The organism is Xanthobacter sp. SG618 (assembly GCF_012932745.1).
GTDB lineage: Bacteria > Pseudomonadota > Alphaproteobacteria > Rhizobiales > Xanthobacteraceae > Xanthobacter > Xanthobacter flavus.
Window position 1 is genome coordinate 777,589 of record NZ_JABBHL010000001.1, and the last position, 25,423, is coordinate 803,011.

Sequence of the window (25,423 nt, forward strand, 5' to 3'; positions counted from 1 at the left end):
CAAGGGAATGGCGACGTCAACCTTAATGCTTGCGGCCTCGGGCTATTCTGCGGCGCGCAGCGGGCTTTGCGCGGGCGCCGCCTCGCGGGGATCGACCCAGCGGCCCGCCTCGATCTCGGCGATCTGGCGCGAGACATCGCGCACCACCTTCCGGGAGAAGGGGCCGAGATGCATGTAGAAGAGCGCCAGCGAGAGCAGTTGCTCCAGCCTGTCCAGCCGCTTCAGCCCGCGCAGCGCCACCGGCCAGATGTGCACCGCCGCCCGCGGGTGGCGCCAGGTGACGGTGGCGAGCACGCCGAACAGCCGTCCGAGATCGGCGAGCAGCTGCCTGACGTCGATGGGCTCCGGCGGGGCGGGCGGCTCGGTCGAGGTGACGCCCCCCTCCTGCCGCCCCACCAGCTCCGATAGGCGGCGGATGCGGCCGAAGAAGGCGCGCGGGGCATAGACCCGGGCATAGACCTCGCGGTAGCGCCGCAGCACGTCGATGCGCGGTTCCAGCGTCGCGAAATTGAGGCCGGCGCCGGTCTGGTCCCCGTGCTGGAAGTCCTCTTCCTTGAGCGGGAACATCCGCCCTTCCCGCTCCAGCCGGCGCGAGAGCTGGGTGTCCGGAAGCGCATAGAGCAGGCCCAGCGAGACCACCGGAATGGCCGCTTCCTCGATCAGCTCCGCCATGGCGTCCGCCGCGCCGGGGGCCTCATTGTCGAAACCGACGATGAAGCCGGCGATCACCACCATGCCGGCCGCATAGATCCGGTGGACGCTGGCGGCGATGTCCCGCCGCGTGTTCTGCTTCTTCTGGGTGGAGCGGAGCACCTCGGGATCGGGGCTCTCGATGCCCACGAACACCAGATAGAACCCGGCCTTCGCCATGAGATCGAGCAGCGCGGTGTCGTCCGCGAGGTTGAGCGAGGCCTCGGTGGAGAAATGGAACGGATGGCCGTGCGCCTGCTGCCACGCGATGAGGTGCGGCAGGAAGGCCTTCACCGCCTTCTTGTTGCCGATGAGATTGTCATCGACGAAATCCACATGGCCACGATAGCCGAGCGCGTACAACGCATCGAGCTCCGCCAGTATCTGCTCCGCCGTCTTGGTGCGCGGCACCCGGCCATAGAGCTCGATGATGTCGCAGAACTCGCAGGTGAAGGGGCAGCCGCGGGAGAACTGCACGCCCACGAACAGATAGTCCGGCAAATGGAGCAAATCGAAGCGCGGCACCGGCGTGCGGGACACGTCCGGCCGGTCCTCGGGCGCGGTGATGAGGCCGGACCGTGCTCCACCCTCCCAGGCCTCGACGAAGGCCGAGAGCGTCGCCTCCGCCTCGCCGAGGACACGGAAGTCGGCGGCCGCATAGGCTTCGGGGCTGGAGGACACATCCGGCCCGCCGACCACCACCACCTTGCCCGCCGCCTGCATAGCGGCGACGGCGGCCAGCGCCTCCTGGCGCTGGGGCAGCATGCCGCTGACGAACACCACGTCCGCCCATGCAAGATCAGCAGGGTCGAGGGTGCGGGCGTTCAGGTCGCACAACCGCGCCTCCCAATGGGGAGGAAGGAGCGCCGCAACCGTGATGAGACCCAGCGGCGGCGCCATGCAGCGCGCGCCCTTGAGCCGCGCCAGCTCCAGATTGCGCCAGAAACTATCCTGCGCGAACCGAGGATAAAGTAACAGTACCCGGACGCTCGACATCGCTGCCCCTATCGCCGCCCACGTGATTCGCAGATGACCATAGGGCGGTTGCGGGACCGTGTCATCGCAACGGTGGATGCACACGCGCCACCGCGCTCGAGGGATCTAAGGCTCGGCAGCGCGCGCGACGGGAGAGCGATGGCTGCCCGCAGTCGATGAGGTGGGCGCCGCTTTTCGGGCGACCCCATCCGGGGCGTGCTGCAGTTCGGGCTGGGTTCCAAAGGACATGTCTAGATGGCGGCCCACTCAACCCGCGCGACGAGCGAGAAGCGCCTGGCGCGAGAGACAGGAAGCTCGCTCCCGCCGAAGCAGACAGACGAATAAGTCGACCCGCGCCATGCGTTCCTGTTTGGGCGCCAGCACTAAAACGCGTTAATTTCAAGAATTTTAGAACGATGATGGTGCAGGGGCGGCGCCTCACTACATGTCCATCTATCTGAAATTAAATTACTTTCATTCCTGAAATTCAGATCCATACCCCCAAATCTACCCCCAATTCCGCGCGGTGCAGGTTGGACGGGCTTTATCCACAGGGGAGTGCGCGCGGCTCTGTTCGGGGACATTATGCACGAGCGTCGCTGATCGCTCCAGGTGCCAGAGATGGTCCGCATTCCAGAGGCCAATCGGATCGAGTTTCTGCTCGATCTGCAGTTCCCAGAGGTGCGCGATCCCAAAAATCGCTTAGAAGACGGCCGAGTCCAGCTGACGAAAGAGCGGGCGGTCCAGTACCGGGCTTTGAAGGCGGAACTGGAGGGCCTGCCGGAAACGGACCTGCAAAGCCGATACACTAGGGCCTATCGAGAATGGCAGGCCAAGCGGGATGCCGAAACCGAAGCCGGGCGATCATTCAATCTACGATCGGCAAGGGCGGATCACGCCTATTGGTCTAAGATGCCGCTCTGGACGCTTGAGGAAGCCGTAGCGTTGAGCCTCGACCGCGCACCCGAAGTGGTGAAATGGTCGGATGTGAAAGGTTACGTACGATCGTCCCCGTTCGCCTTCCAATTTTCCCGCCGGCGGGAAATGGTCGAGCGCGCCGCGGTGGCGAGAGATCTCTCGTTTCCCATCCGCCCTCTCGATTTCGTCCAATGGGCCCGCGCGCACGACATTGGGCTTCCCCCTGCGCTTGACGCTGCCCTGCCATCTGCCGATCCCGCCGAGGATTGGCGAGCCGCCCACGCCGCCGAGACAGAGCAGCACAACACCACTCGCGCCGAGCTGGAGCGCCTGAAGGCCGAGATTGAGCGCATCAGCGCGGACAAGGCCCTTTCCCAGCGGGAGCGATCGAGCTGCCTGAAGCTCATCATCGGCATGGCGGTGAAGAAGTATCGTTATGACCCGGCTGCCGCGCGCGGCCCTGCACCGTCAAACATAATGAACGACCTGCACCAACTGGGCATCGACATCGACGTCGACACGGTGCGGAAATGGCTGAAGGAAGCCGCCGAGGAACTGCCTCCCGAAAAAGCCGAATAGACTCGGCCGAAGCCGAATTCGGTTTCACGTTCGCCGCGTTCGGCCACCGCCCGCGCCGGCCTTTCTAGGTCTTGGTCCCATCCCAACGGATCGAGGCCCACCATGCTGCACAACCGCCCCCTCCCCGACACCGGCTTCCTGCGCCTGTCCGCCATCCTCGGCCCCGCCGGCCCCATTCCCGTGTCCAAGTCCACGTGGTGGGAAGGGGTCCGCACCGGGCGCTACCCCCAGCCCCTGAAGCTCGGCCCGCGCGTCACCGTCTGGCGCGTGGAAGACATCCGCGCCCTGATCGAGACGGGCGCGCGCTGACGATGGCGATGAGCCGGATCAACCCGCGGCGTATCCATATGCATCTGCCTTACACGGTGGAGCAGGTGGCGGATGCCCTGAAGGTCCACAAGAACACGGTGCGCCTTTGGATCAAGCAGGGCCTGCCGGTGGCCGACGCGCACCGCCCGGTGATCCTCGCAGGTGCCGATGTCCGCACCTTCCTCTGCGAGCGCAGGGCCTCCCGCAAGCGCCCGACGGGACCGGGACGCTTCTATTGTTTCCGGTGCCGCGAGGCTGTCCGCCCGGCCGGGGACATGGTCGATCTTGTGCCGCGCAACGATCGGCTCGGCGCCCTCCAGGGGCTGTGCCCCCGGTGTGGCGCACTGATGCACCGGGCGGTGGCCATGGCACGCTGGCGGACGGCTGCGGGCGATCTGGACGTGAAGATTTTGCAGGGGCCATCCGCGCCTAAGCGAGATGACAGCCCCCATGCTCAATCATGACTTGAAAGAGACCGAAATGCCCAGCCCGAAATCCAGGCGCCCGAACGAGCGGATCAAGCGCAAATATCTCGATTTCCAGCGCCTCGCCCTCGGCCGCAGCGATGCCTCTATCTCCGCAGCGGCAGAAGCACTCCACCGCTTCGAGCACTATACATCCCACCGCGACTTCAAGCGGTTTCACATCGAGCAGGCCAAGGGCTTCCGCGACCACCTCGCCAAGGCGGTGAACGCCCGCACTGGCGAGAAACTCAGCGCCGCCACCGTCACCTCGATCCTGACGGCCCTGAAGCGGTTCTTCGCGTGGCTCGCCATGGAGCCGGGCTATCGCCGAGTGCTGACCTCGGCCGACGCGGATTACTTCACCCCCACCGCACGCGACGCCCGCATCGCCACCGCGCGCCGCGAACGTCCCGTGCCCAGCCTTGAGCAGGTGCGGGTGGTGCTGGAGCGGATGCCGGCGGAAACCGACATCGAGAAGCGCGACCGCGCGCTGCTCGCCTTCCTCATCCTCACCGGCGCGCGTGACGGCGCGCTCATCACCTTCAAGCTGAAGCACCTCGATATGGCCGCCTGCCGGCTGGAGCAGGACGCCCGCGACGTGGCGACCAAGCGAGCGAAGACCTTCTTCTTTTTCCCGGTGGGCGACGACATCAAGGCCATCGTCGCCGAATGGGTGCGCTTCCTGCGGACCGAGAAGCTCTGGGGCGAGAATGATCCCCTGTTTCCCGCCACCAAGACCGCGGCCGATCCCGCCCGCAGCTTCCACACGGTGGGGCTGGCGCGGCAGCATTGGTCCAGCGCCGGCCCCGTCCGCAAGGTGGTCCGCGCGGCCTTCGAGGCGGCGGGCCAGCCCTATGCCAACCCGCACAGCTTCCGCAACACCCTCGTGCAACTCGCCTACAAGCTCCAGCTGCCGCCGGAGGCCTTCAAGGCGTGGTCGCAGAATCTCGGCCACGAGGATGCCCTCACCACCTTCACCAGCTATGGCACGTTGCCGGTGCATCGGCAGGGGGAGGTGATGCGGGGGATAGCGGAGCGGCGGGAGATTGCCCCGAAAGACATTGCTGCAGCAATCGCAACCTTGGCCGGACTGCAACAAGCATAAGTCGCCTTGCCTGGGATGCTCCCTGGGAATTCGAAAGCGTTGGCATGAGGAGGTGTACCGATATGATGCCGGTTGCATTCTGAGGGGATTCGCACCTTGTCGAGCTTCTACGAGCGGCCGATCCTGAATTCGCCCTATCGCCCGCCCGCCTTGCACCACCCGCTTGATCCGCATGGGCAGCCGCTCGATGGCGCGCCGCGGCCCAGGCGACGGCCGGCGCGATTCATTGCGCCCGCTCCCTCGTCGCGGAAGAAGGGATCAGCGGGCCAGGGCGCCCTCGATCTTGAAACCTATACGGACTATGCCCTCATCAACGAGATCCGCGGCTACCTTGAAAGTTGGCGGGCGGTGCGCAACCCTGCCGACTGGGGCGTGACGGCGGCGACGCAGCGCCTCTTGGAGCACTGGCGGCACCACGATTTCAACGGCCCCAAGCCGTTCTTCTGCCAGATCGAGGCGGTGGAGACCATCATATGGCTGACCGAGGTCGCCCCCCGCCGGGCGGCGACGAAAGGTATCCTGGACCAGCTGGCCAAGGCCAACGAAGAGGCCAACCCTGCCCTCTTCCGCCTCGCCATGAAAATGGCGACGGGCACCGGCAAGACCACGGTGATGGCCATGCTGATCGCCTGGCAGGCGGTGAATGCGGCGCGCAAGGCCTCCAGGGATTTTTCCCGCGCCTTCCTCATCATCGCGCCGGGCATTACCATCCGCGACCGGCTGCGCGTGCTGCTGCCGAGCGAGCCGGACAATTATTTCGAGACGCGGGAGATCGTGCCGCCCGAAATGCTGCCGGACATCCGCCGCGCCGAGATCGTCATTACCAACTACCACGCCTTCCAGCACCGGGAGACGCTGGCGCTGCCCAAGGTGGCGAGGAGCTTCCTGCAGGGCAATGCGCCGGACCCGATCCGCACCACCGAGACCGACGCGGAGATGCTGGAGCGGGCCTGCGGCAGGCTCCTGAAGTTCGAGCGCGTCAACGTCATCAATGACGAGGCCCATCACTGCTATCGCCACAAGGTGGGCGGCGACGAGGAGGGCAAGCTAACCGCCGAGGACAAGAAGGAAGCTGAAGAGAACGAGAAGGCCGCGCGGCTGTGGATCAACGGTATCGAGGCGCTGGACCGGCAGTTCGCCAAGGGCGGGCGCGGGCGCGGCGTTCGCGCGGTCTATGATCTCTCCGCCACGCCCTTCTTCCTGCGCGGCTCGGGCTATCCGGAGGGCTATCTCTTTCCCTGGGTGGTATCCGACTTCTCCCTGATGGACGCCATCGAGAGCGGCATCGTGAAGCTGCCGCGGGTGCCGGTGAGCGACAATCTCGCCCAGACCAGCACCGTGGTCTACCGCAACCTGTGGAAGGAGATCGGCAAGGACCTGCCGAAGTCCGCCACCGGGGCCGGCAAGCTCAGCCCGCACGATCTGCCGAACCTGCTCAAGACCGCCCTCAACGCCCTCTACAGCCATTATGAGAGCGTGTTCGCGGCCTGGGAGCGGGCCGGCATCGGCGTGCCGCCCGTGTTCATCGTGGTGTGCCAGAACACCGCCATCTCCAAGCTGGTGTTCGACTGGATCGCCGGCTGGGAGACCGGCGGCGAGGGCGAGCGGGCCGGCTTCTTTCCCGGCCATCTGGAGCTGTTCCGCAATTATAACGAGCACGGCGCCCGCCTGCCGCGTCCGCGCACCCTGCTGATCGACAGCCGGCAGATCGAGGCCGGTGGCAGCCTGGACAAGAGTTTTCGCGAGGCGGCGGGGCCGGAGATCGAGCAGTTCAAGCGGGAACTGCAGGCCCGGCAGGGGGCAGGCAGCATCGGCGCGGAGGTGGACGAGGCGGACCTGCTGCGCGAGGTGATGAACACGGTGGGCCGTCCCGGCCGGCTTGGCGAGCAGATCCGCTGCGTTGTGTCGGTCTCCATGCTCACCGAGGGCTGGGACACCAACACCGTGACCCATGTGCTGGGGGTGCGCGCCTTCGGCTCCCAGCTTCTGTGCGAGCAGGTGGTGGGCCGGGCGCTGCGCCGGCAGTCCTACGAAGAGAACCCGAAGACCGGCCTGTTCGAGCCGGAATATGCCGACATCATGGGCATTCCCTTCGACTTCGCCTCCACCCCGCAGGAGACGAAGGTGACGCCGCCGAAGCCGGTCACGCGCGTTCACGCCATTCGGGAGCGCGGCGCGCTGGAGATCGTCTTTCCCCGCGTCAGCGGCTATCGGCGGGAGCTGGAGAGCGAGCGGCTGGAGCCGACCTTCTCGGACGACAGCCGCCTCGTCATCACGCCGGAGGACATCGGCCCCACCTCCGTTCTCATGGAGGGAATCGTGGGGGCGGGCGTCACCATCTCGCCCACCGTGCTGGCGCGGCTGCGATCCTCGGAGATCAGCTTCAACCTCGCCAAGCACCTGCTCTATTCGCGCTTCCGCGACGAGGACGACGTGCCCAAGCAGCACCTCTTCCCGCAGATCCAGCGCATCGCCCGCCGCTGGATCGAGGAGGGCTATCTGGTGACGAAGGACGTGCCCATGGGCGCGATCCTCTATCAGGACCAGTTGGCCCGCGCCGCAGAGAAGATCGACATCGCCCTGACCCGCGGCGGTGGCGGGCAGGTGGTGGCGGTGCTGGACCCCTATAATCCCAAGGGCTCCACCGGCTTCGTCAATTTCATCACCTCCAAATCCTGCTGGCCCACCGGGGCGCGGCCGCCCAAGTGCCAGATAAGCCATGTGGTGCTGGATTCCGGCTGGGAGGAGCGCCTCGCTTTGGCGCTGGAGGCGCATCCGCGCGTCCTCGCCTATGCCCGCAACCAGGCGCTGGGCTTCGACATCCCCTATCTCGACGCGGGCGTGATGCGGCGCTACGTGCCGGATTTCCTCGCCCGCATCGATGACGGTGGGGCGGAGCTGCTCAACCTCGTCATCGAGGTGAAGGGCGAGCGCAACGAGACCGACAAGGCGAAAACCGAAACCACAAGCGACCTGTGGGTGCCCGGCGTGAACGCCCTGGGCAGCTTCGGCCGCTGGGCCTATGCCGAATTCCGCGACGGATCGACCATGGCGCAGGACCTGGACGACGTGATTGAACGACTGGCGGGGACAGACAAGTGACGACTTCTTTCAAGACACACCCGATTTCGCTCAAGGACCTGATGCGCGATTGCCATGAAGGCAAGTTGCAGCTTCCGGACTTCCAGCGGGGCTGGGTCTGGGATCAGGACCGGATCATTGATCTGCTCGCCTCCATCTCGGACGGGTTTCCCGTCGGAGCTCTGATGACGCTGGAAGCATCGCGAGAGCGCAATCCAGAAGTCTCGTTCGCCGTCCGTCCAGTGGAAGGCGCTCCGCCCGCGGTCAAGGAGCTGGAGGCCTATCTGCTGGATGGCCAGCAGCGGATGACATCGCTTTATCAGGCGACATCCACCCGCGCGCCGGTGCTGACGCAGACGGTCAAGAAGCGCCCTGTCCGGGTGCACTTCTACTTCAACATCAAAGCGGCGCTGGACCCGCAGACCCCGCGCCGAGATTCGATCATCGCCGTGCCGGAGGATCGTATCGTCCGCTCAGATTTCGGGCGCAAGATTGACCTTGATCTGTCGAGCGAGGAAGCGGAATTCGCAGCCCTTCATTTTCCCATCGATCGCATTTTTGAGTTCCAGACTTGGTTTACGTCCGCGCTGACGTGGATGCTTCAAGATCCAAGCCGAACCGAGCACATGGCGTTAATCAATAAGTTCTCCACCAGCGTGGTCAACAACTTCATTGAATATCAGATTCCTGTCATCACGCTCGGCAAGGACACCAGCCGCGCCGCGGTCTGTCTTGTCTTTGAAAAGGTGAATACAGGCGGCAAGCCGCTCGATGCATTCGAGCTGGTCACGGCCATGTATGCGGGCCAGAAGTTCCACCTTCGCGATGATTGGAAGGCGCGAAAGGATCGGTTGGTCAGGCAGGCCGTGCTTGCCAATGTCGAGCCGGTGGAATTTCTTCAGGCGATCTCGCTGCTCCACACTAAGGCGGTGCGCGCAAAGGTTGAATTGGAAGGTCGCGAGCCGCCGGCCATCAGCGCCACGCGCAACAGCCTGCTGGCCATCCCGTTGTCCGCCTATCTGGAGTATGCGGATCGCGTCGAGCAAGGCTATCTGACGGCCGCCAAATTCCTGCATGGCCTGCGGATTTTTCGATCGCACGACTTGCCCTACCAGACGCAACTTGTGCCGCTCGCGGCCATACTGGCCGACCTCGGCCCAAGCTGGGACAACGACTCTGTCCGCAAGCTGATCGCGCAATGGTATTGGTGCGGAGTCTTCGGCGAGCTCTATGGCTCGGCGGTAGAGTCGCGATTTGCGCTCGACATTCGGGATGTCCCGCGGTGGATCGCTGGAGGTCCCCGGCCTCAGACCGTGGAACGCGCCGACTTCCGCGAGGAACGGCTCCGGACCATGCGAACCCGGCTTTCCGCCGCCTACAAGGGCGTACATGCCCTTTTGATGCGTTGCGGCGCAGAGGATTTCCGCTCCGGTCAGCCCTTCGATCAGGCGGTATTTTTCGACGAGAACGTGGACATCCACCACATCTTCCCGGAGGCATGGTGCAAACCGCGCGGCATCAAACCGGAGCGCTACAACAGCATAATCAACAAGACGCCGATTTCCGCCCGGACCAATCGGATCATCGGTGGCGTGGCGCCGTCGTCCTATCTGGCCCGGCTGGAGAAGGGCAGCCCCCAGAACCCGGCCATTCCTCCCGAGCGGCTGAATGCCATCCTGCAATCCCACGAGATTGCCGCCAGCCATCTGCGAGCGGACGAGTTCGACGACTTCTTCGACCACCGGCGCGAACGTTTGCTGGCCCTCGTCGAGACGGCCATGGGCAAATCGGCTGTGCGGGAGGATATCGCGCCTCCGGACCCGGACGATGTCATCACCGATGAAGAGCGGGAAGCCGAGATGCTCGAATCCGCCGAAACCGAAAGTGCCGCCTGATGGCCCGTTCCCCCCGTTCTTCCGGCACCAAGTCCGCCAAATCCGTCGATGCGCTCAAGCACAATGACGCGACGCGCATCAATATCCCCACGGCGGAGATGGAAAGCTTCTTCCGGCGGGAGGAGGATGCCGCGCCCATGGCGCCGGTGTCCTATCCCCGGGCGCGGCCGCTCGCCGAAGGCGAGACGCGGACGCAGGAGGAGCCGCGGCAGCCGGAGCTGATCTGGAACGGGGCGAAGATCACCATCACCGAGGCGCAGATGGAGGAGCTGGCGGCGACCAGCACGCTCACGCTTTCGGATGCGCAACTGGTGTGGCGGGGCAAGGACCGGCAGGATTGGTCGGACCTGGTGGTGAACGTGCCGCCGCTCTACATCCAGGAGAAGATCCACCCCAAGGCCATCATCGATGATCTCAAGCGCCGGACCCAGGCGCGGCGGGAGGCGGAAAGCGACGCGCCGGATTTGTTCGGCGATTTCAACGGCCTGAAGCCGGACCAGCGGGCGGAATTCTACCAGCACGACCAGCACTGGTCGAACCGCATGATCCTCGGCGACAGTTTGCAGGTGATGGCGAACCTGGCCGAGCGCGAGAGCCTGCGCGGCAAGGTGCAGTGCATCTATTTCGATCCGCCCTACGGCATCAAGTTCAATTCCAACTGGCAGGTCTCCACCCTCTCGCGCGACGTGAAGGACGGCAAGCAGACCGACATCTCCCGCGAGCCAGAGCAGGTGAAGGCCTTCCGCGACACCTGGAAGGACGGCATCCACTCCTACCTCACCTATCTGCGCGACCGGCTCACGGTGATGCGGGACCTGCTGACGGAGAGCGGGTCCATCTTCGTGCAGATCGGGGATGAGAATGTCCACCGCGTGCGGGCGGTGATGGACGAGGTGTTTGGGGAGGGGAACTTCATCGGGCAAATTGCAGTAAAGAAAACAAGTGGCGCCACGAGTGAATATTTGGCCGGAACGATTGATTACATAATTTTATTTGCGCGAAATATTCAAAAATTGAAGTTTTTACAGCCATACACCGAGCGACGCCTTGGTGAAGATGGCGACGCCACCTACACGTTCTTCGATGATAAACAAGGGCGACGGGGAAGGCTAAGGACGCAGGAACTGTCGAAACTCGACAACGAGAAATCCAAACAGGTCTACCGGCTCCAAACACTTACGAGTCAGTCAGTTGGGCGCGCCAAAGGGGAAGGTGCTGCTAGCTGGTTTCCGGTCGAAATTAGCGGACGCACCATTCGCCCTCCGGCAACAGCTCGATGGAAGACCAATGAAATTGGAATGCGCCGTCTTCTCGCAGCAATGCGTGTCGAGCAGACCGGAAACTCGATTTCTTACGTCCGCTATCATGGAGACTTTCCTGTCTTTCCGGTGACGGATTTATGGGGAGATACTCAATCCGGGAGCGCGATGGACAAAACATACGTTGTACAGACGTCACAAAAGGTCATCGAACGCTGCATCCTGATGGCCACCGATCCCGGCGACCTCGTGCTCGATCCCACCTGCGGCTCGGGCACCACGGCCTATGTGGCCGAGCAATGGGGCCGGCGCTGGATCACCATCGACACCTCCCGCGTGGCGCTGGCCTTGGCCCGCACCCGGCTGATGGCGGCGCGCTACCCCTGGTATCTGCTCGCCGACAGCCGCGAGGGCCGCGCGAAAGAGGCCGAACTCACCAGGCGCCCGCCCGCCGACACCCCGGTGCATGGCGACATCCGCCAGGGCTTCGTCTATGAGCGCGTCCCCCACATCACGCTCAAATCCATCGCCAACAACCCGCTCATCGACGACATCTGGGAGAAGTGGCAGCAGGTGCTGGAGCCCCTGCGCGCCGCCCTCAACACGGCCCTCGGAACCGCGCACGAGGAATGGCAGGTGCCGCGCGAGCTTCCCCCCAGCGCGCCCGCCGCCGCCACGGCGCCGCACGGCAAATGGTGGGAGGCGCGCATCGCTCGCCAGAGGGAGATCGACGCCGCCATCGCCGCCCGCGCGGAGGTGGAATATCTCTATGACAAGCCCTATGCGGACAATTCCCGCGTGCGCGTCGCCGGCCCCTTCACGGTGGAGAGCCTCTCCCCCCACCGCGTGCTGCCGGCGAGCGAGGAGGAGCTGATCGACCTCATCGAGGCGGAAGAGGGCCGCCGCTCCGCCGCCGATGCAGACCTTGCCGGGCAGGACTTCTCCGCCATCGTCATCGACTATCTCAAGGCCGAGGGCGTGAAGCAGCAGGCCAAGGGCGACCGCATCACCTTCGACAGCCTCACCCCCTGGCCCGGCCAGTGGATCGGCGCCGCCGGCACCTTCATCGAGGGCGAGAACGGCCCCGAGCGCCGCGCCGCCATTCTCATCGGCCCGGAATACGGCACGGTGGGCCGGCAGGACATCGTCGCCGCCGCCCGCGAGGCGGTAGACGCCCGCTTCGACCTGCTCATCGCCTGCGCCTTCAATTTCGATGCCCTGTCCTCGGAGCTGGGCAGCCTCGGCAGCCTGAAGATCCTCAAAGCCCGCATCAATCCCGACATGCACATGTCGGACGAACTGAAGAACACCGGGCGCGGCAACATGTTCGTCGTCTTCGGCGAGCCGGACGTGAAGATCCTGGACGACGGCGGCCCGGATATCCGGGTCAAGGTCGAAGGCATGGACGTGTTCGACCCCAACACCGGCGAAATCCGCTCCAACGACACCTCCGGCATCGCCGCCTGGTTCATCGACACCGACTATAACGAAGAGAGCTTCTTCGTCCGCCACGCTTACTTCCTCGGCGCCAACGACCCCTACAAGAGCCTCAAGACGGCCCTGCAGGCGGAGATCGACACGGAGGCCTGGGCGACGCTCTATTCGGACACGTCCCGCCCGTTCCCAAGGCCGGGCGGGGCGGCGGATCGCCGTGAAGGTGATTAGTCACTACGGGGATGAAGTGATGAAGGTTTATGGGGTGTGAGGGAGGAGGACGTGGCCGAGGGGGTACTGCTCGATACGAACGTTTGGCGTTATCTCGCGGATGCGGATGCCTATACAAAGTTGCTTACGAACAGCCACAGAGCTGGCGTGCCAATCGTCGTCTCCCCCGCTGCTGTCTACGAGTCGCTCGCGATCCCAGACCCCAAGTTGCGTCAGAGCGTCGCCCAGCTGATATCGCGTCCAAGATGGCATCGTTTAATGCCGGATGCATTCAGCGAATGCGAGGAAATTCGGGCCGAAATTCAGCGAATACATCCTGAGTGGCTAAGCACTAAACCTGATCTTCACCTCTGGGAGAAAAATCGACGTGACTGGTCGCGTCCAAAACGGGGTTTTTGGGATCGTGTGCGCAACGACACAGATCGGATGGCCCGCCTCACGCGTTTCCCGCATTTAGAAGAGGCTCGCTCGGAGGCTGAACGTCGACGAAAATTCATGTTAAATTTAAGAAAGAATGATTGGTTAAACGAACCATTTGTCAACCCTAAAGAGGGTCTTGGCGGACGAGAGGGAAAGCCATTTCCTCTCTGGCGTTTTGACGCGGCTAATACAACATTTATTCACTTGAAGCGAGAAGGTGGACCTTATCGCGATTGGCTAATACCTTGGTTGGACGCGAGCTGCCGCATCACTCAACGGGCCTGGAATGAATTTTGGTTCTACGAGGTGGGAGATCACTCTACTCTACGGCAGAGACTGCGCTCACGGGTTGAATGGCTTCAGGCATTTCAGAAGATTTCACCTGGGGCTCCCGGCGATAGTCAACTAGCGTCTTACCTTACAGATGCAGCATTTATCGCTACCGCGGATAAGAGATTCTTCCAGACAATAAGGGACTGTCAGAAAACCATAGACTTCAAGATCGCGTCTCCGGTCCTTCTTTCAGGAGGGAAGGCGGGAGTCGAGGAGTTGATCCAATGGTTTCGTGATCGATCACCAGAGCACTCCGTCCACATCAACGCAGCTGATGATGTAGAAGTTAATAGACAATGACCTTCCTCATCGCAGAGACCTTCACCTCCGCCTTCACCCGCCTCTCCGGTCCCGATCAGAAGGCGGTGAAGGCGAGCGTGTTCGATCTGCAGATGGGGGCGGCCGGCAACGGGTTGCAACTGCACCGTATCGACGCCTCGAAGGACGCCAATTTCTGGTCCGCCCGCGTCAACCGCGACATCCGCCTTGTGCTCCACAAGACCGGCGACAGCCTGCTGCTCGCTTATGTGGACCATCACGACGCGGCCTATGCCTGGGCCGAGCGGCGGCGGATCGAGGCGCATCCGCGCACCGGCGCCATCCAGATCGTGGAGGTGCGCGAGCTTGTGGAGGAGGTGGCCGCGCCGGCCTCGCCCCTCCCCGCGCCCGCCCCGCCCCTCTTCGCCGCGCTCGACGACGATACCCTGCTCTCCCTCGGCGTGCCGGCGGACTGGCTCGCCGATGTGCGGGCGGTGAATGAGGATGGCTTCTTCGCCCTCGCCACGCACCTGCCCGCCGAAGCCGCCGAGGCACTGCTGCAGTACGCCACCACGGGCCGCATCGCACCTCAGCCCGTCCCCGCCGCCGATCCCTTCGCCCACCCGGACGCCCTGCGCCGCATCCGCCTCATCGCCAACCAGGAAGAGCTGGAGCAGGCCCTCGCCTTCCCGTGGGAAAAATGGGGCGTCTTCCTGCACCCCTCCCAGCGGGCGCTGGTGGAGCGCGCCTTCAACGGCCCCGCCCGCGTGGCCGGCTCGGCGGGCACCGGCAAGACCATCGTCGCCCTGCACCGCGCGGTGCGCCTCGCCCGGGCCAATCCCGCCGCCCGCGTGCTGCTGGCGAGCTTTTCCGATCCTCTGGCCGAGGCGCTGGCGAAGAAGCTGCGCGTGCTTGCGCCCGACACCGGCGGCGTGGTGCCGCGCATCACCACCGCGTCCTTCCGCGGCATCGCCAACGAGATGCATCAGCTTCAGCACGGCGTGCGTCCGCGCATCGCCTCGGACGTGGTGCTGCGCGCGCGGCTCAATGCGGCGGCCGCCGAGGCCGGCCTCAAGGGCTTCTCGGAGCGATTCCTGCTCTCCGAATGGGCCCATGTGGTGGACGCCTGGGGCCTCGCGTCGCTCGATGCCTACACCAGCGTGCCGCGCATGGGCCGCAAGAGCCGCCTCGGCCCCAACCAGCGCGCCCGCCTGTGGCCGGTGTTCGCCGCCGTGCGCGCGGCGCTGGCGGGGGAGCGCTACACGACCTGGGCGCAGGTGTTCAGCGGCCTTGCCGAGGCGCTGGCCGCCCGCACCGCACGCCCCTTCGACCATGTGGTGATCGACGAGGCGCAGGACCTCGCGCCCGCCGAGCTGCGCTTCTTCGCGGCGCTTGCTCCCTCTGGGACGGACGGGCTGTTCCTCGCCGGCGACGTGGGCCAGCGCATCTTCCAGCATCCGTTTTCCTGGGCCGGGCTGGGCGTGGAGGTGCGCGGCCGCTCGCACACGCTGAAGGTCTGCTACCGCACCTCCCAGCAGATCCGCCGGGTCGCCGACCGCCTGCTGCCCACCGTGCTGCGCGACGCCGACGGGCTGGAGGACGAGCGGCGCGGCATCGTCTCCGTCTTCGATGGGCCGCCGCCGGAAGTCGCGCGCCTGCCCTCCATCGAAGCAGAGGCGGAACGGGTGCGGGCGGCAGTCTCCGGCTGGCTCGCCGAAGGCATCGCGCCGCAGGAGATCGGCGTGTTCGTGCGCACGGAAGAACTGGTGCCCCGAGCCCGCGCCGCCCTTGCCGGCCTCGCCGGAGCCGAGCGCATCACTACCGCGCCCATGAGCCTCGCCAAGGGGTTAGAATTCCGCGCCGTGGTGGTGATGGCCTGCGACGAGGGCACCCTGCCCCTCGATGAGCGCATCGCTGACGCCGCCGACGAAGCCGAATTGGACGACATCTACGAGACCGAGCGCCGCCTGCTCTATGTGGCGGCGACACGGGCGCGAGAGCATCTGTTGCTGTCGGGGGTCGCGCCGGCTTCGGAATACCTCGTCGATTTCGCAGGTGGGGAGAACGCCTGACGCGCAAGGCAGGGGGATAACGATTCACCCCTCCCCCTTCCACGTCTCCAACCTGTCTGCCCACCACTGCATCATCCGCACCCGCTCCTCCCAATGCTCCCCACGGGCATAGGCGCGGCGGATGGCGTCGGCGTCCTCGTGGGCGAGCTGGCGCTCGATGGCGTCGGCGTTGCACTGGCTGCTTTCATTCAGCAGCGTTGACGCGGTGGCGCGGAAGCCGTGGGCGGTGACTTCGTCGGTGGTGTAGCCCATGCGGCGCAAGGCGGCATTCAGCGTATTTTCCGAGATCGAGCGCACGGTGGACCGGACAGAGGGGAACACGAGCCGCCCGGTTCCCGTATGCAGGTGCAGCTCGCGCAGGAGCGCCACCGCCTGTGTGGGCAAGGGGATGCGGTGGGGACGGCGCATCTTCATCCGCGCGGCGGGAATGGTCCACACGGCCTTGTCCAGATCCACTTCCGCCCATTCGGCGGCGCGAAGCTCACCGGGACGCGGGAACAGGAGTGGAAGCAGGGACAGCGCCGTGCGCGTCATCACCTGCCCGTCAAAGGAATCAAGGGCGCGCAGGGCGAAGGTCGGATCGTTCTCGGCGCGCGTGGTGGCGATGGCATAGCGGAAGACCGAGCCCACCGTCGATCGCAACCGCCGGGCGCTCTCCCGTCGGCCGCGCTGCTCCACCTTACGCAGGACGGCGAGCACCTCGGCCGCGGCAATCTCCGAGATCGGACGCTCGCCAAGATCGCCATAGGCGAAGGACAGCAGCCATTCGACCTTGGCCAGAGTGGCCGGCGCACGGCCTTCGTGCCGCAGCTTGTCGAGATACTCCTCGGCGACAAGGCGGAACGTGTTGCCGGAGGTGGCCACAGCCGCAATGCGCGACTCGCGCCGGGACTTGGCGGGATCGATGCCGTCCGCCAGTTGCGCCTTGGCTTCGTCCCGCTTCTCCCGCGCCTTGGCGAGCGTGACGATCGGATAGGCGCCCAAGGCGAGGAGCTTCTCCTTGCCCTCGTAGCGGTACTTCAGCCGCCAGAGGCGCGATCCGTTCGGGTTGACAAGGAGATGCAGCCCACCGCTGTCCGACGCCTTGAACGGCTTCTCGCTGGGCTTGAGATTGCGAATGGCAAGGTCCGTGAGTGCCATCGGTGGGGGTATCGCCGCTGGGGGTATGAGCCGATACCCCCAAAGCTACCCCCAGATTCGCCGGATGCAACCGCACCTTCCCGCACCATGCCGGACAGGCAGCACGAGCTAAGTCATTGATTTTTCAGGATTGCAGGATCACGTCGGACGCTATTGGAGCGTGAAATGGTGCCCAGGGGCGGGGCGCTGTTGGCTCGAATAATCAGGTCGTTAGAGCTAGGTGGGAAAGCAGGCTATTTCAGCTACACTCAACAGCTCGCAGCCCGCTCTTTCTCACCAAAAAGGGACTCGTCTTCTCCCCGCCGGAGGAGAGCAAAGCCTTCCATTGGTGCCGTCACCATCCCATTAGCTCTGGTCATTATTGCCCGCTCCCTCGCGTCGAGGAATTCGGCGAGAGGTGACCGCCGGAGAAATCGGGCGCCATGGTGCACAAGCCGATACCGCCTCTTGCCTTGGATCAGCGCTGCCTCAAACGCCCCAATGGCCACGATGGCGTTCCCGCAACTGGCCATTACCTCGGCGACCCGCGAGCGCCGGTGTCACCCCACAGGACATTCGCGCCTCATTGAATGATGCGTAATGCACAACCTAGAGACAGGTTCGGTATCGCCTCCTTGAGCCTCCCGAGTCAATCTTACGACTCATGAGACTGATTCTGGGTCCTGAAAAACCAGCAATAGATGCCCTGCGCCGGTTGCACGACCGAGGCGAGGTGAGCCGGATAACAGTGCTCGTTGCCTGGGCACGAGTCACCGGCGTTGCCTACTTTCTCGATATGCTAGGTACTGACAGCAGAAAAGTTCGCATAATAGTCGGCATGGCTGGCGCGGGGACCAGCGCTGAAGCATTGTCGTTCCTACGTGCCCACTGCGGCTCGGTTCACCTATTTCACAAACATCACAGACAGACCTTTCACCCGAAAGTCTACTGCTTCGACAGCGCAGGAACTCCACCCGATACTACACGAGTGCTGGTTGGATCATCGAATCTTACTGGCGGCGGAATGTTCGCGAACTTCGAGGCGAGTCTAGTGGCGACGCTCGCGCCGGCCACCTCGGATAAGGACGAGAAGGCTTGGCGGTCGATCCTGAAGGCATACGATCATCTCGTCGCCTCCCCCTTCGCAGAAGCGATCATCACCGACGATCGCATACAAATCCTCCTTGAGGAGGGTTACCTCAGCACCGAGGCGTCACTCCGACGAGGAAGCCGCGACGACAATGAGAAGGCGGCAAAGGGCAGCGCGCGCAGGGGGAAACCAGAAGCACCTCCGCCGCCGTTGATCGTACCCGAGCTTCCGCCTCCGACCAGAGTCTTCTCCGTTCCTTCCTCAGGTACCAAGGCGAAGGTTGCGCGCGCCGCCGCGCCACGGACCGTTCCGGCTCCGACATTCGCTGCAGACGGAACCTTTTTTGTGCGCACGCTTACCTCCAATGATGTTGCTAAGGCTATCGGCGCCCAGGTTGGAACCTTCGAGCCTGATCTGGGCACAATGGCGCGTGACCAACTTCCAGAATTCTGGGGGTGGCCCAGCGAATTCCGAACCGTGGTCCACACCAAGCCGCGTGATGAATGGGCAGCCCGCGCAGTGGTGTTCTCCACGGCAAAGCCAGCAGGCGTCGAGATCGAGCTAATGATCTGGTTTCGTGAGGCCAGACCGAAGACCGAAGATGACCCAAGGCAACATGCGGCCGAATTCCGTTTCCGACCCGGCCCGAAGGCAACCTTTCAGAGCGCACTTCCGGCCCACTTTAGCGTAACGTCGTTGGTTGTCATCGAGCGCCTGGCTAAGGAGGAGGCTTACGATTTCCGACTAAGAATTATCACCCAGGGTGAACCTGAGTACGACGATTACCACCGCTACCTGACCACTACACGGCCCGGGCATCGGTTTGGCTACGGCCCCGATGACCCAGAGGAGTGAAGCTCAACGATTCTGCAGGATCAGGAGCGTTTCAGCTCCGACAGCGTTCACCGCGTGGAGCCCGTAGCGCTGATAAGTCTGTAGTGGGAGAGCCTCGTCCAGCGCCCATCCCACGCTTTCGGCCAGTGCTGCAAGGTGCGACGGGGTGTTAATGTCCCGCCGAACGCCAGAAAGCACCGTGTGATTGTGGCCAACAATGAGAGCATAAGGCGCCCCCTTGCGAACCAACTTCTTGACTGAAGCAAAGCCGTCTCTCATGTGAGCCATGTATCGGTAAATAAGTGTCGGGACCGCTTTCCGCCGAAAGCCATCTGTCGCGCCGACTGCCGCCTCCAACTCATGGCAGAATCGTAGCTGGGCGTCTGGCAGCCGCAACATATTGCTGCGCAGTTCCTCAGAGAGACACTTACGCTCTTTGGTCTTCATCTCCCGGCTGCCGATCAGGCGGGCGTCTAGCGTACCTATGTCAGATGGCGCACATAGGTTTAACCATACGAGCGACAGTCGCTGAGTATCGATGTAAGGCAGGGCAGTAGCATAAGGCGGGCTGGTTATCGCGGCGTCGAACGGGCGGCCCACAGCACCAGCGTCCGTCGAGCGCACGTCAGCAACTAACGCGTGGGATGACGGATCCACCACACCGAGCACGGCTTGCGCCGCCTCGACCCGGTCCAGAAAGCGAGCCGCGGCGGACTCGAACGCCTCACGGAATGCAGTATCGGGCAGTGGACTGCTACGACGGCGGATCCTGAGGTCGTTTGGATCCTGGTCGGAATAGTCGCGCAACAGGTTGCTAGCTATCGCAAGAAAGATGTTCTGATGCTCAGGGCAGGTCGCAATGATTGCGCGCTTGACGGCCTCGATCCAGGCCAGTTGGCCATGGTCGAACCACGATCTGAGGTACTCGTCGCGGTCGCTTTCGGGCCGGGGAAGGCTCGGATTCCTCAGTCGCTTGAGGCGCACCGACAAACGAACGAAGTCCTCGCGCAGTACTGCCACCGGGGTTGCTAAGCACGTCAGTTTGGCGTTGGCGAGGAGGACTGCGAGCGGGTTCATATCAGTCCCGACACCGACGGCGCCAAGATGGGCGCATTCGACAAGGGTGGTGCCACTGCCACAGAAGGGATCAAGCACCCGGCTGCCGGTCCCAACACCAAAAATGTTCAGAATGGCCTTCGCAACCTGTGGGTTGAACTTGCCTTTGTATTCGTGAAGCCCATGCACCGAGTATCGCGTGGCTTGGCGTGGTCGGCCGCTGCGGACAGCGTCCTCAAGGAGGGCCTGCGTGGTCGGCGCTGCGCCCGATGCGCCGAAAACCTTTGAGAAATAAGTCAGACGGCGCGCAAGCGTCGCGTCAAATAGAGGCGACAGATGCACCCCCTGGTCCGAAACGTCGTAGCGCTCGACGCCAAGCAAAGCCCGAACTTCGCGCCTGGCCAACTCCCGTTCGTAGGGAAAATAGCCGTAGTCATGCCATTGCAGATGAATCAATTCTGCTTCCTCATAACGAGGACCGTTTCGGTCTTGATGTTAGCGTGGGAAAGATTGAACGATTTACGCGAAGCGGCGATGACTCGCTCAGTTCGCATCACCTCGCGAAAACCCGCTGCTGCTGCAGCTTCGGCGACAATCGTCGCATTGTCCACAATCTCGCCCCTGATGCGCGATCTCCCGACGACGAAGCAAGCGTGCCCTCCCACTACCATCACGTCGCGCAGCATGCCGAGAACGTTTGCCATCTGGCGCTGGAAATCAACGGCCGTGTGGCTGTTTCGGCCTTTGAAGAAATGTGCCCGCGCGCCGATCTCCCGCTCCTTTACGGCCAGCGGATCAAGCCCGAGCCACCACATCCTATATTTATGATAAAGCCAGTACTCGTAGGCGTTTGGGTAAGGGGGGGAGGTGACGACCAAACCGATTGGCTTATCGATCATACTCCGATCGATAGTGAGCACGTCTGCTTCTATAACCTCGACGCCAGCCAAGCGGACCGGTCGATTCTCCAGGGCCCTAAGCGTTTTTTTAACCGCAGAGCGGAACCGTTCGTAAACATCTTCAGCGTCGACAGCCTTTTCGACCGCCGCATAACGTGTATCGCTGTCCTGGTTAGATACGCGAACGATAATTGAGGAGAGTGCCAATCGGAGCAATTCCCTGCAGTCCCCACCGCAAACCTCGATCGCTTTTGTCAAGCTCGCGATCGCTGACTGAACCTGTGGCTTGAACCAGTGATCGAGACGCGGGATGAGAGGAACTCGCGGCGCCAAGTCGGCGCGGGCAGCCATCTCCACTTGCTGCGCGATATTTAGGGCATCAGCCGGAATTTCGGACGATCGCACGCGCGAGATCATGACCGCGATGGGGTTAATATCTACACCGATTGAAGGGATTCCTACAGCCTGCGCCTCGGACAGGGCTGTGCCGCTACCGCAAAATGGGTCGAGCAGCGCCAGCCCCTTCCGGGGCGGAAAATGTTCGATAAGCTTGCGGGGTATGCTGGGGATGAATTTGGCGGGATAGGGATGGATCGCGCTCAAAGGATCAGATTGCGAGTCGGCGAAGTCCCACCCTTCGTTTGGCCCCGGCAGGCCCATTCCGGTGAAAGGTATGTGGTTCATAGCATTCCTTCGGCCGGCTGATTCTAGCGTTCGGTAGCATCAAATGCCCCTGAAAATCGACAGCGATCAACGCATTTTCGTCGGGCCTTGAATCGCCTCTGGATCCTGTCACCGCAAATCAACAACTTGCCACGGATTTTCCCATGCCGCGGTGCACCGGCGGTCTCAGAGGCGACGCCGAGATAGCGGGCGTGGCGGCCGCAGCAGCTGGAGCGCTATTACCGGCAACGATGGTGCTGACCACCGCCGCGGAACGCACCCCTCGCAGGCATCCCGCTCATCTTCTCCCGCGTCCGAAGCCACGCCTCTGCGGCTTCCTTCATGATCCTCACGGTGTCGACAGTGGATAGGCGTATCTCCTCCGCCGCCTCCCCCGGCCGGGTCAGGGATGCGAACGCGCCGTCCGCATCCCAGTCGATTCGCAGGCGGACCTTAGGGCTGTTTGAGCACATGTGTCTTGATCCCCAGCCAGAACACAGTCAGGGCGCCGCCGACCAGCACCGTCAGGACGGCGGTACCGATCACGAGCGCCGCCCGGTTCCACATGCGGCGGAAGCGGCGCAGGTGCTCGATATCGGCTCGTGCCTCCTCGATCCGCGCTTCGTCCGAGGTGGAAAGGCCGATCTCCTTCAGCACCTTCCGGACGGCCTTCTCGGCTGCGTCCTCTGCCACCTCCACCACCATCAGCTCCAGCGCCCGTTCAGAGATGATGATGGCCCCGCTCGGCGCGCGCGCTGCGGCCGGAACCTCCCCCGTCATCGCTCACCTCCAGCCGCAGAGCCGCTTGCCAACAGCGTTGTGAGCCTTGGCCTGACGGATGGTTTCATCGGTGTCATTGTCCGACCAGCGCATGGGCTTGGCCGAGGCGCAATAGACGCTAGTCGCGCCGTTTGAACCCGTCGTCGTCACGCAGCCGGCGAGGATCGGCATTGCGGCGGTCAGCATCAGCGCGAGCTTCATTCGCCCGCTGGACAGCACGGTCGGCATTGGCCTTGTCCTTCTGGATCTGGCGGGCGGCGCCGCGGCGCTCCCCGCGGCGATAGGCGGTGGCAACGGCACCGGCGGCGAGAACCGCCAGCGCTCCCTTGAGGCCGAGGAGGCGGAAGGCGAACACGGCCGCGGCGAGGATGCCGGCGGCAAGCAGTGCCTCCGACCAGTCACCGCCGAACAGCAGCGCGACCACCAAGCCCCCCGCGGCCGAGACCGCGGGGAGGAACCATAGGGTTGCGAGGAGGGCGGCGAACATCACGCCACCGCCTCGGCTGGTTCGGCCGGGTTGTCATTGGCCGCAGTGCCGAGCTGGGGCGGATTGAGATCCAGCGCATCGGCGAGAGCGTCGGCCTTGCTCTTGGCCCACATGCGATAGACCACGCCGCCCACCAGGGCGATCGCGCCGAGCACCATGAGGACGGTCAGAACCGTGCCGGCGAGCGCGCTCTTGTCCGCCAGCGGCGTCATCGCATCCGTTGCCGTGGAAATGGTGGTGCTCACCACGCCGCCGCCGGCGAGCGCGTCGCCGATGGCCTTGGGCGGCGCCTTCCGCGCCGAGGACACATAGGCCTTGCCGCTCGCCGTCTTCGTCGGCAGGGGCAGGTTGACCGAGCCGCTGGCGATGGCGAGCCCTAGCTCGCGCACCTCCGCAACCCGCCGACCCCAGCCATTCCCGAAGACGGACCAGGTGCGCAGCGACTTCAGCATGGTGAGCCGCCGGGCCTGCACATCGGCCACGATCGCGTCCACGTCCTGAATGGCATCCACGGCCGCCAGGGTGGACGGGCCAAGCACGCCGTCCGCCGGCAGGCCGAGCGCACGCTGCAGCCACTTCGTCGCCTGTGCCGGGCCGGAGTTCACCGCCCCGTCGAAGACCACATAATCGAGGCCGGCCGGCAGACGGTCGCCGCGCACGAGATCCCAATAGCGGCGCTTGTAGATCTCCTGCAGCTCGGCGTCCGTGATCTCGCGCACGTCGCGCACCGGGAGGCCCTTCGAGCGGCGATAGTCGTCATAGACCCGCTTGATAACGCCTTTCATGGTGGGGCCGCCGGGATCGGACGGGTGATTGGAGTATCCGCCTTCGTGCACGAGCACTGCGGCGAGCGCGGGAGGGAAGTTCTCCGCAACCATCGGATGGTCCTTTCAGGTGGTGAAACAAAAAAGCCGCCCGGAAGGGGCGGCTGGGGGCAGGAGGTGAAGGGGCTCGCGGCGGGTCAGTCGATCGGCCGGCCCTCGCGGTCCAGGCAGACAGCAATCGCAAGGGCGCCACGACGCCGGGCTGCGTCGAAGTCGGAGCGGGTCAAGCCGGCCTGTCCGAGAATGGCCGCCACCTTGCGGCCGTGCGCCTTGCCGTGGCTCCAGAGGAGGAGGCTTCGACGCGCCTCTTCGTCTTCGGCGAGGTAGAGGCCGCACCATTCAAAGGCGCGGTCCATCCGGGAGATCTGCGCGGGAGACGGCGGCGGCCGGTTCATGCGGCGCTCGCCGGCGAGCCCCTGCCCCGTGCCTTCCGGCTCCGGAAGAGCAAGGCCGCCGAGCATGCCGCGCACCCTGTCCGGCCCAAGGCGGCCCGGCAGTCGCGCCAGCACGAGGAAGGCTTCCACGAGCCGCTCATGGATGTAAGCCCCGGTCCAGCGCGCAGGCGCAGTCTCGATCCGCAGGTCACGAATGATCCGGCGCTTTTCCTCGGTCGTGAGGCGCTTCATGGGGAGCTAAATCCCTGCATCTCGGCACGCGAGGGAGCGGATACCGGCATGGCGCACGGCTTCGGCGAGAGGCGCCGCGCGACCTCCTCCCCCCGCGCCCTTGCGTTGCGAACGATGGCGCGGACGGAGGCCGGAGACTTGCCGGCCTCAATGCAGATGGTGTCGGTATCGACGCCTGCATTCCAAAGGGAGAGCACGAAGGCCCGCCGGGTGGAGCTGGCTCGCCGCGCATCGAGGACGGCCCGGCGATCCCGCGGCGGGAGCCCCAGGCGCCGGGCGGCCCTCTCGATCGCGTTCCGCGACACTTGGAGATGCGCCATCATTTCGAGCATGGTCGGCCCGGCGTTCCAATTCGCACGGAGCCATGCCGTCTGTTCCCGCGTCGGGTGCCAGCGGGCGGCGGCGCGACGCGCAGCCTCAAACCCCTCCGGCCGCCGCCATCCGCGTTCTCGCGCGATGTTGCGGATGACCGCGCCCCCTGCGCATCCGAACTTTTGGGCGAGCACGCGGGAGGGCACGCCACGTTCAAAGAGTGCGCGGAGATCCGCGAGTTCTTCCTCTGAAAGCGGCCGGCGGCGCCGGCGCCTGCCCTCAGATGCGTTCGATGAGATAGGCGCCATCGGCATCGGTGAGACGTTTGCCGTCATTATCGACCAGGAAGACGAACCCCGGAGGCGGACGCAGCTTCGCCGCCTGCCTCAGCAATGCGATCCAGCAAGACAGCGAGATCCCCAGCATGTGGACCTCCTCACCACATCGCCACGATGCCGGCCGCCACCGTCCCCGTCGCCCATACGCGGGTGACACGGACGGGGAATATCCCGACGACATCGGGCACGGTCACCACCTCACCGCCGAGCGTGGTGACCTTCAGATTTCCGGGCGTGCCCACCCAAAGCGAGCGGCAGGGAACCGCGAGGTCCACGGTGTCGCTTGGCGCGACCGTTGCGAGGTGGGAACAGGGCGACGACAGGTTGTCAGCCTGCGCGCTGAAGGGATCGGGCATCGTTGGTCTCCAGATG

The 25,423-nt window shown here is 64.3% G+C and carries 20 protein-coding genes; 10 read left to right on the top strand and 10 right to left on the bottom strand.

All coding sequences use genetic code 11. The features are described from left to right. Nucleotides 1-42: 42 nt before the first annotated feature. The gene (locus tag FHT36_RS03625; protein ID WP_169121121.1) at nt 43-1,686 is read right to left on the bottom strand and encodes a B12-binding domain-containing radical SAM protein; all 1,644 of its coding nucleotides are present in this window, start codon (nt 1,684-1,686) and stop codon (nt 43-45) included. Nucleotides 1,687-2,286: 600 nt separating this feature from the next. On the opposite strand from FHT36_RS03625, the gene FHT36_RS03630 reads away from it, so the two are divergent. From FHT36_RS03630 to FHT36_RS03670, 9 genes are all read left to right on the top strand, one after another. Continuing rightward, a complete protein-coding gene (locus FHT36_RS03630; RefSeq protein WP_169121122.1) occupies nt 2,287-3,162 on the top strand; it encodes a hypothetical protein in 876 nt (291 codons plus the stop codon). A 102-nt stretch (nt 3,163-3,264) separates the two neighbouring features. Continuing rightward, nucleotides 3,265-3,471, top strand: coding sequence for an AlpA family transcriptional regulator (locus FHT36_RS03635; RefSeq protein WP_169121123.1), 207 nt, complete (start codon nt 3,265-3,267; stop codon nt 3,469-3,471). 8 nt (nt 3,472-3,479) lie between these two features. Further along, complete coding sequence (locus FHT36_RS03640) at nt 3,480-3,935, top strand: helix-turn-helix domain-containing protein (RefSeq protein WP_169121124.1); 456 nt, start codon at nt 3,480-3,482, stop codon at nt 3,933-3,935. Nucleotides 3,936-3,951: 16 nt separating this feature from the next. After that, nucleotides 3,952-5,040 (top strand): site-specific integrase, encoded by a 1,089-nt coding sequence (locus FHT36_RS03645; RefSeq protein WP_210257543.1) that lies wholly within the window; start codon nt 3,952-3,954, stop codon nt 5,038-5,040. Between the two features lie 96 nt (nt 5,041-5,136). Then, nucleotides 5,137-8,142, top strand: coding sequence for a BPTD_3080 family restriction endonuclease (locus FHT36_RS03650; protein WP_169121125.1), 3,006 nt, complete (start codon nt 5,137-5,139; stop codon nt 8,140-8,142). Then, nucleotides 8,139-10,016: a DUF262 domain-containing protein gene (locus FHT36_RS03655; RefSeq protein ID WP_348644369.1), complete on the top strand. Its 1,878-nt coding sequence runs from the start codon at nt 8,139-8,141 to the stop codon at nt 10,014-10,016. Before FHT36_RS03650 ends, FHT36_RS03655 begins: the two co-directional genes overlap by 4 nt. Next, a complete protein-coding gene (locus tag FHT36_RS03660) occupies nt 10,016-12,940 on the top strand; it encodes a site-specific DNA-methyltransferase (RefSeq protein WP_246701994.1) in 2,925 nt (974 codons plus the stop codon). Before FHT36_RS03655 ends, FHT36_RS03660 begins: the two co-directional genes overlap by 1 nt. Nucleotides 12,941-12,991: 51 nt before the next feature. Then, the gene (locus FHT36_RS03665) at nt 12,992-13,993 is read left to right on the top strand and encodes a hypothetical protein (protein ID WP_169121126.1); all 1,002 of its coding nucleotides are present in this window, start codon (nt 12,992-12,994) and stop codon (nt 13,991-13,993) included. Further along, on the top strand, nt 13,990-16,023 hold the full coding sequence (locus FHT36_RS03670; protein ID WP_169121127.1) for a UvrD-helicase domain-containing protein: 2,034 nt from the start codon (nt 13,990-13,992) through the stop codon (nt 16,021-16,023). Before FHT36_RS03665 ends, FHT36_RS03670 begins: the two co-directional genes overlap by 4 nt. A gap of 24 nt (nt 16,024-16,047) precedes the next feature. On the opposite strand, the gene FHT36_RS03675 is transcribed toward FHT36_RS03670, so the two are convergent. Further along, nucleotides 16,048-17,163, bottom strand: a complete 1,116-nt coding sequence (locus FHT36_RS03675; protein WP_169121128.1) for a phage integrase central domain-containing protein — start codon at nt 17,161-17,163, stop codon at nt 16,048-16,050. Nucleotides 17,164-18,166: 1,003 nt separating this feature from the next. Here FHT36_RS03675 and FHT36_RS03680 point away from each other — a divergent pair. Next, nucleotides 18,167-19,087 carry a hypothetical protein gene (locus tag FHT36_RS03680; protein ID WP_246701995.1) on the top strand — a complete coding sequence of 307 codons (921 nt, stop codon included), beginning with the start codon at nt 18,167-18,169 and terminating at the stop codon, nt 19,085-19,087. 3 nt (nt 19,088-19,090) lie between these two features. On the opposite strand, the gene FHT36_RS03685 is transcribed toward FHT36_RS03680, so the two are convergent. From FHT36_RS03685 to FHT36_RS03720, 8 genes are all read right to left on the bottom strand, one after another. Next, complete coding sequence (locus tag FHT36_RS03685; RefSeq protein WP_210257544.1) at nt 19,091-20,578, bottom strand: TRM11 family methyltransferase; 1,488 nt, start codon at nt 20,576-20,578, stop codon at nt 19,091-19,093. After that, complete coding sequence (locus tag FHT36_RS03690; protein ID WP_169121130.1) at nt 20,575-21,705, bottom strand: DNA methyltransferase; 1,131 nt, start codon at nt 21,703-21,705, stop codon at nt 20,575-20,577. The genes FHT36_RS03685 and FHT36_RS03690 overlap by 4 nt, the downstream gene beginning before the upstream one ends. Nucleotides 21,706-22,137: 432 nt before the next feature. Further along, nucleotides 22,138-22,464: a hypothetical protein gene (locus FHT36_RS03695; RefSeq protein ID WP_024279519.1), complete on the bottom strand. Its 327-nt coding sequence runs from the start codon at nt 22,462-22,464 to the stop codon at nt 22,138-22,140. Between the two features lie 118 nt (nt 22,465-22,582). Next, on the bottom strand, nt 22,583-22,951 hold the full coding sequence (locus tag FHT36_RS03700; protein WP_169121131.1) for a hypothetical protein: 369 nt from the start codon (nt 22,949-22,951) through the stop codon (nt 22,583-22,585). Continuing rightward, nucleotides 22,951-23,829: a glycoside hydrolase family 108 protein gene (locus tag FHT36_RS03705; protein ID WP_169121132.1), complete on the bottom strand. Its 879-nt coding sequence runs from the start codon at nt 23,827-23,829 to the stop codon at nt 22,951-22,953. The genes FHT36_RS03700 and FHT36_RS03705 overlap by 1 nt, the downstream gene beginning before the upstream one ends. A gap of 83 nt (nt 23,830-23,912) precedes the next feature. Next, nucleotides 23,913-24,401 carry a DUF6362 family protein gene (locus FHT36_RS03710; RefSeq protein ID WP_169121133.1) on the bottom strand — a complete coding sequence of 163 codons (489 nt, stop codon included), beginning with the start codon at nt 24,399-24,401 and terminating at the stop codon, nt 23,913-23,915. Nucleotides 24,402-24,992: 591 nt separating this feature from the next. Then, nucleotides 24,993-25,139 carry a hypothetical protein gene (locus FHT36_RS03715; RefSeq protein ID WP_169121134.1) on the bottom strand — a complete coding sequence of 49 codons (147 nt, stop codon included), beginning with the start codon at nt 25,137-25,139 and terminating at the stop codon, nt 24,993-24,995. A 10-nt stretch (nt 25,140-25,149) separates the two neighbouring features. Then, complete coding sequence (locus FHT36_RS03720) at nt 25,150-25,407, bottom strand: hypothetical protein (RefSeq protein WP_169121135.1); 258 nt, start codon at nt 25,405-25,407, stop codon at nt 25,150-25,152. Nucleotides 25,408-25,423 lie beyond the last annotated feature (16 nt).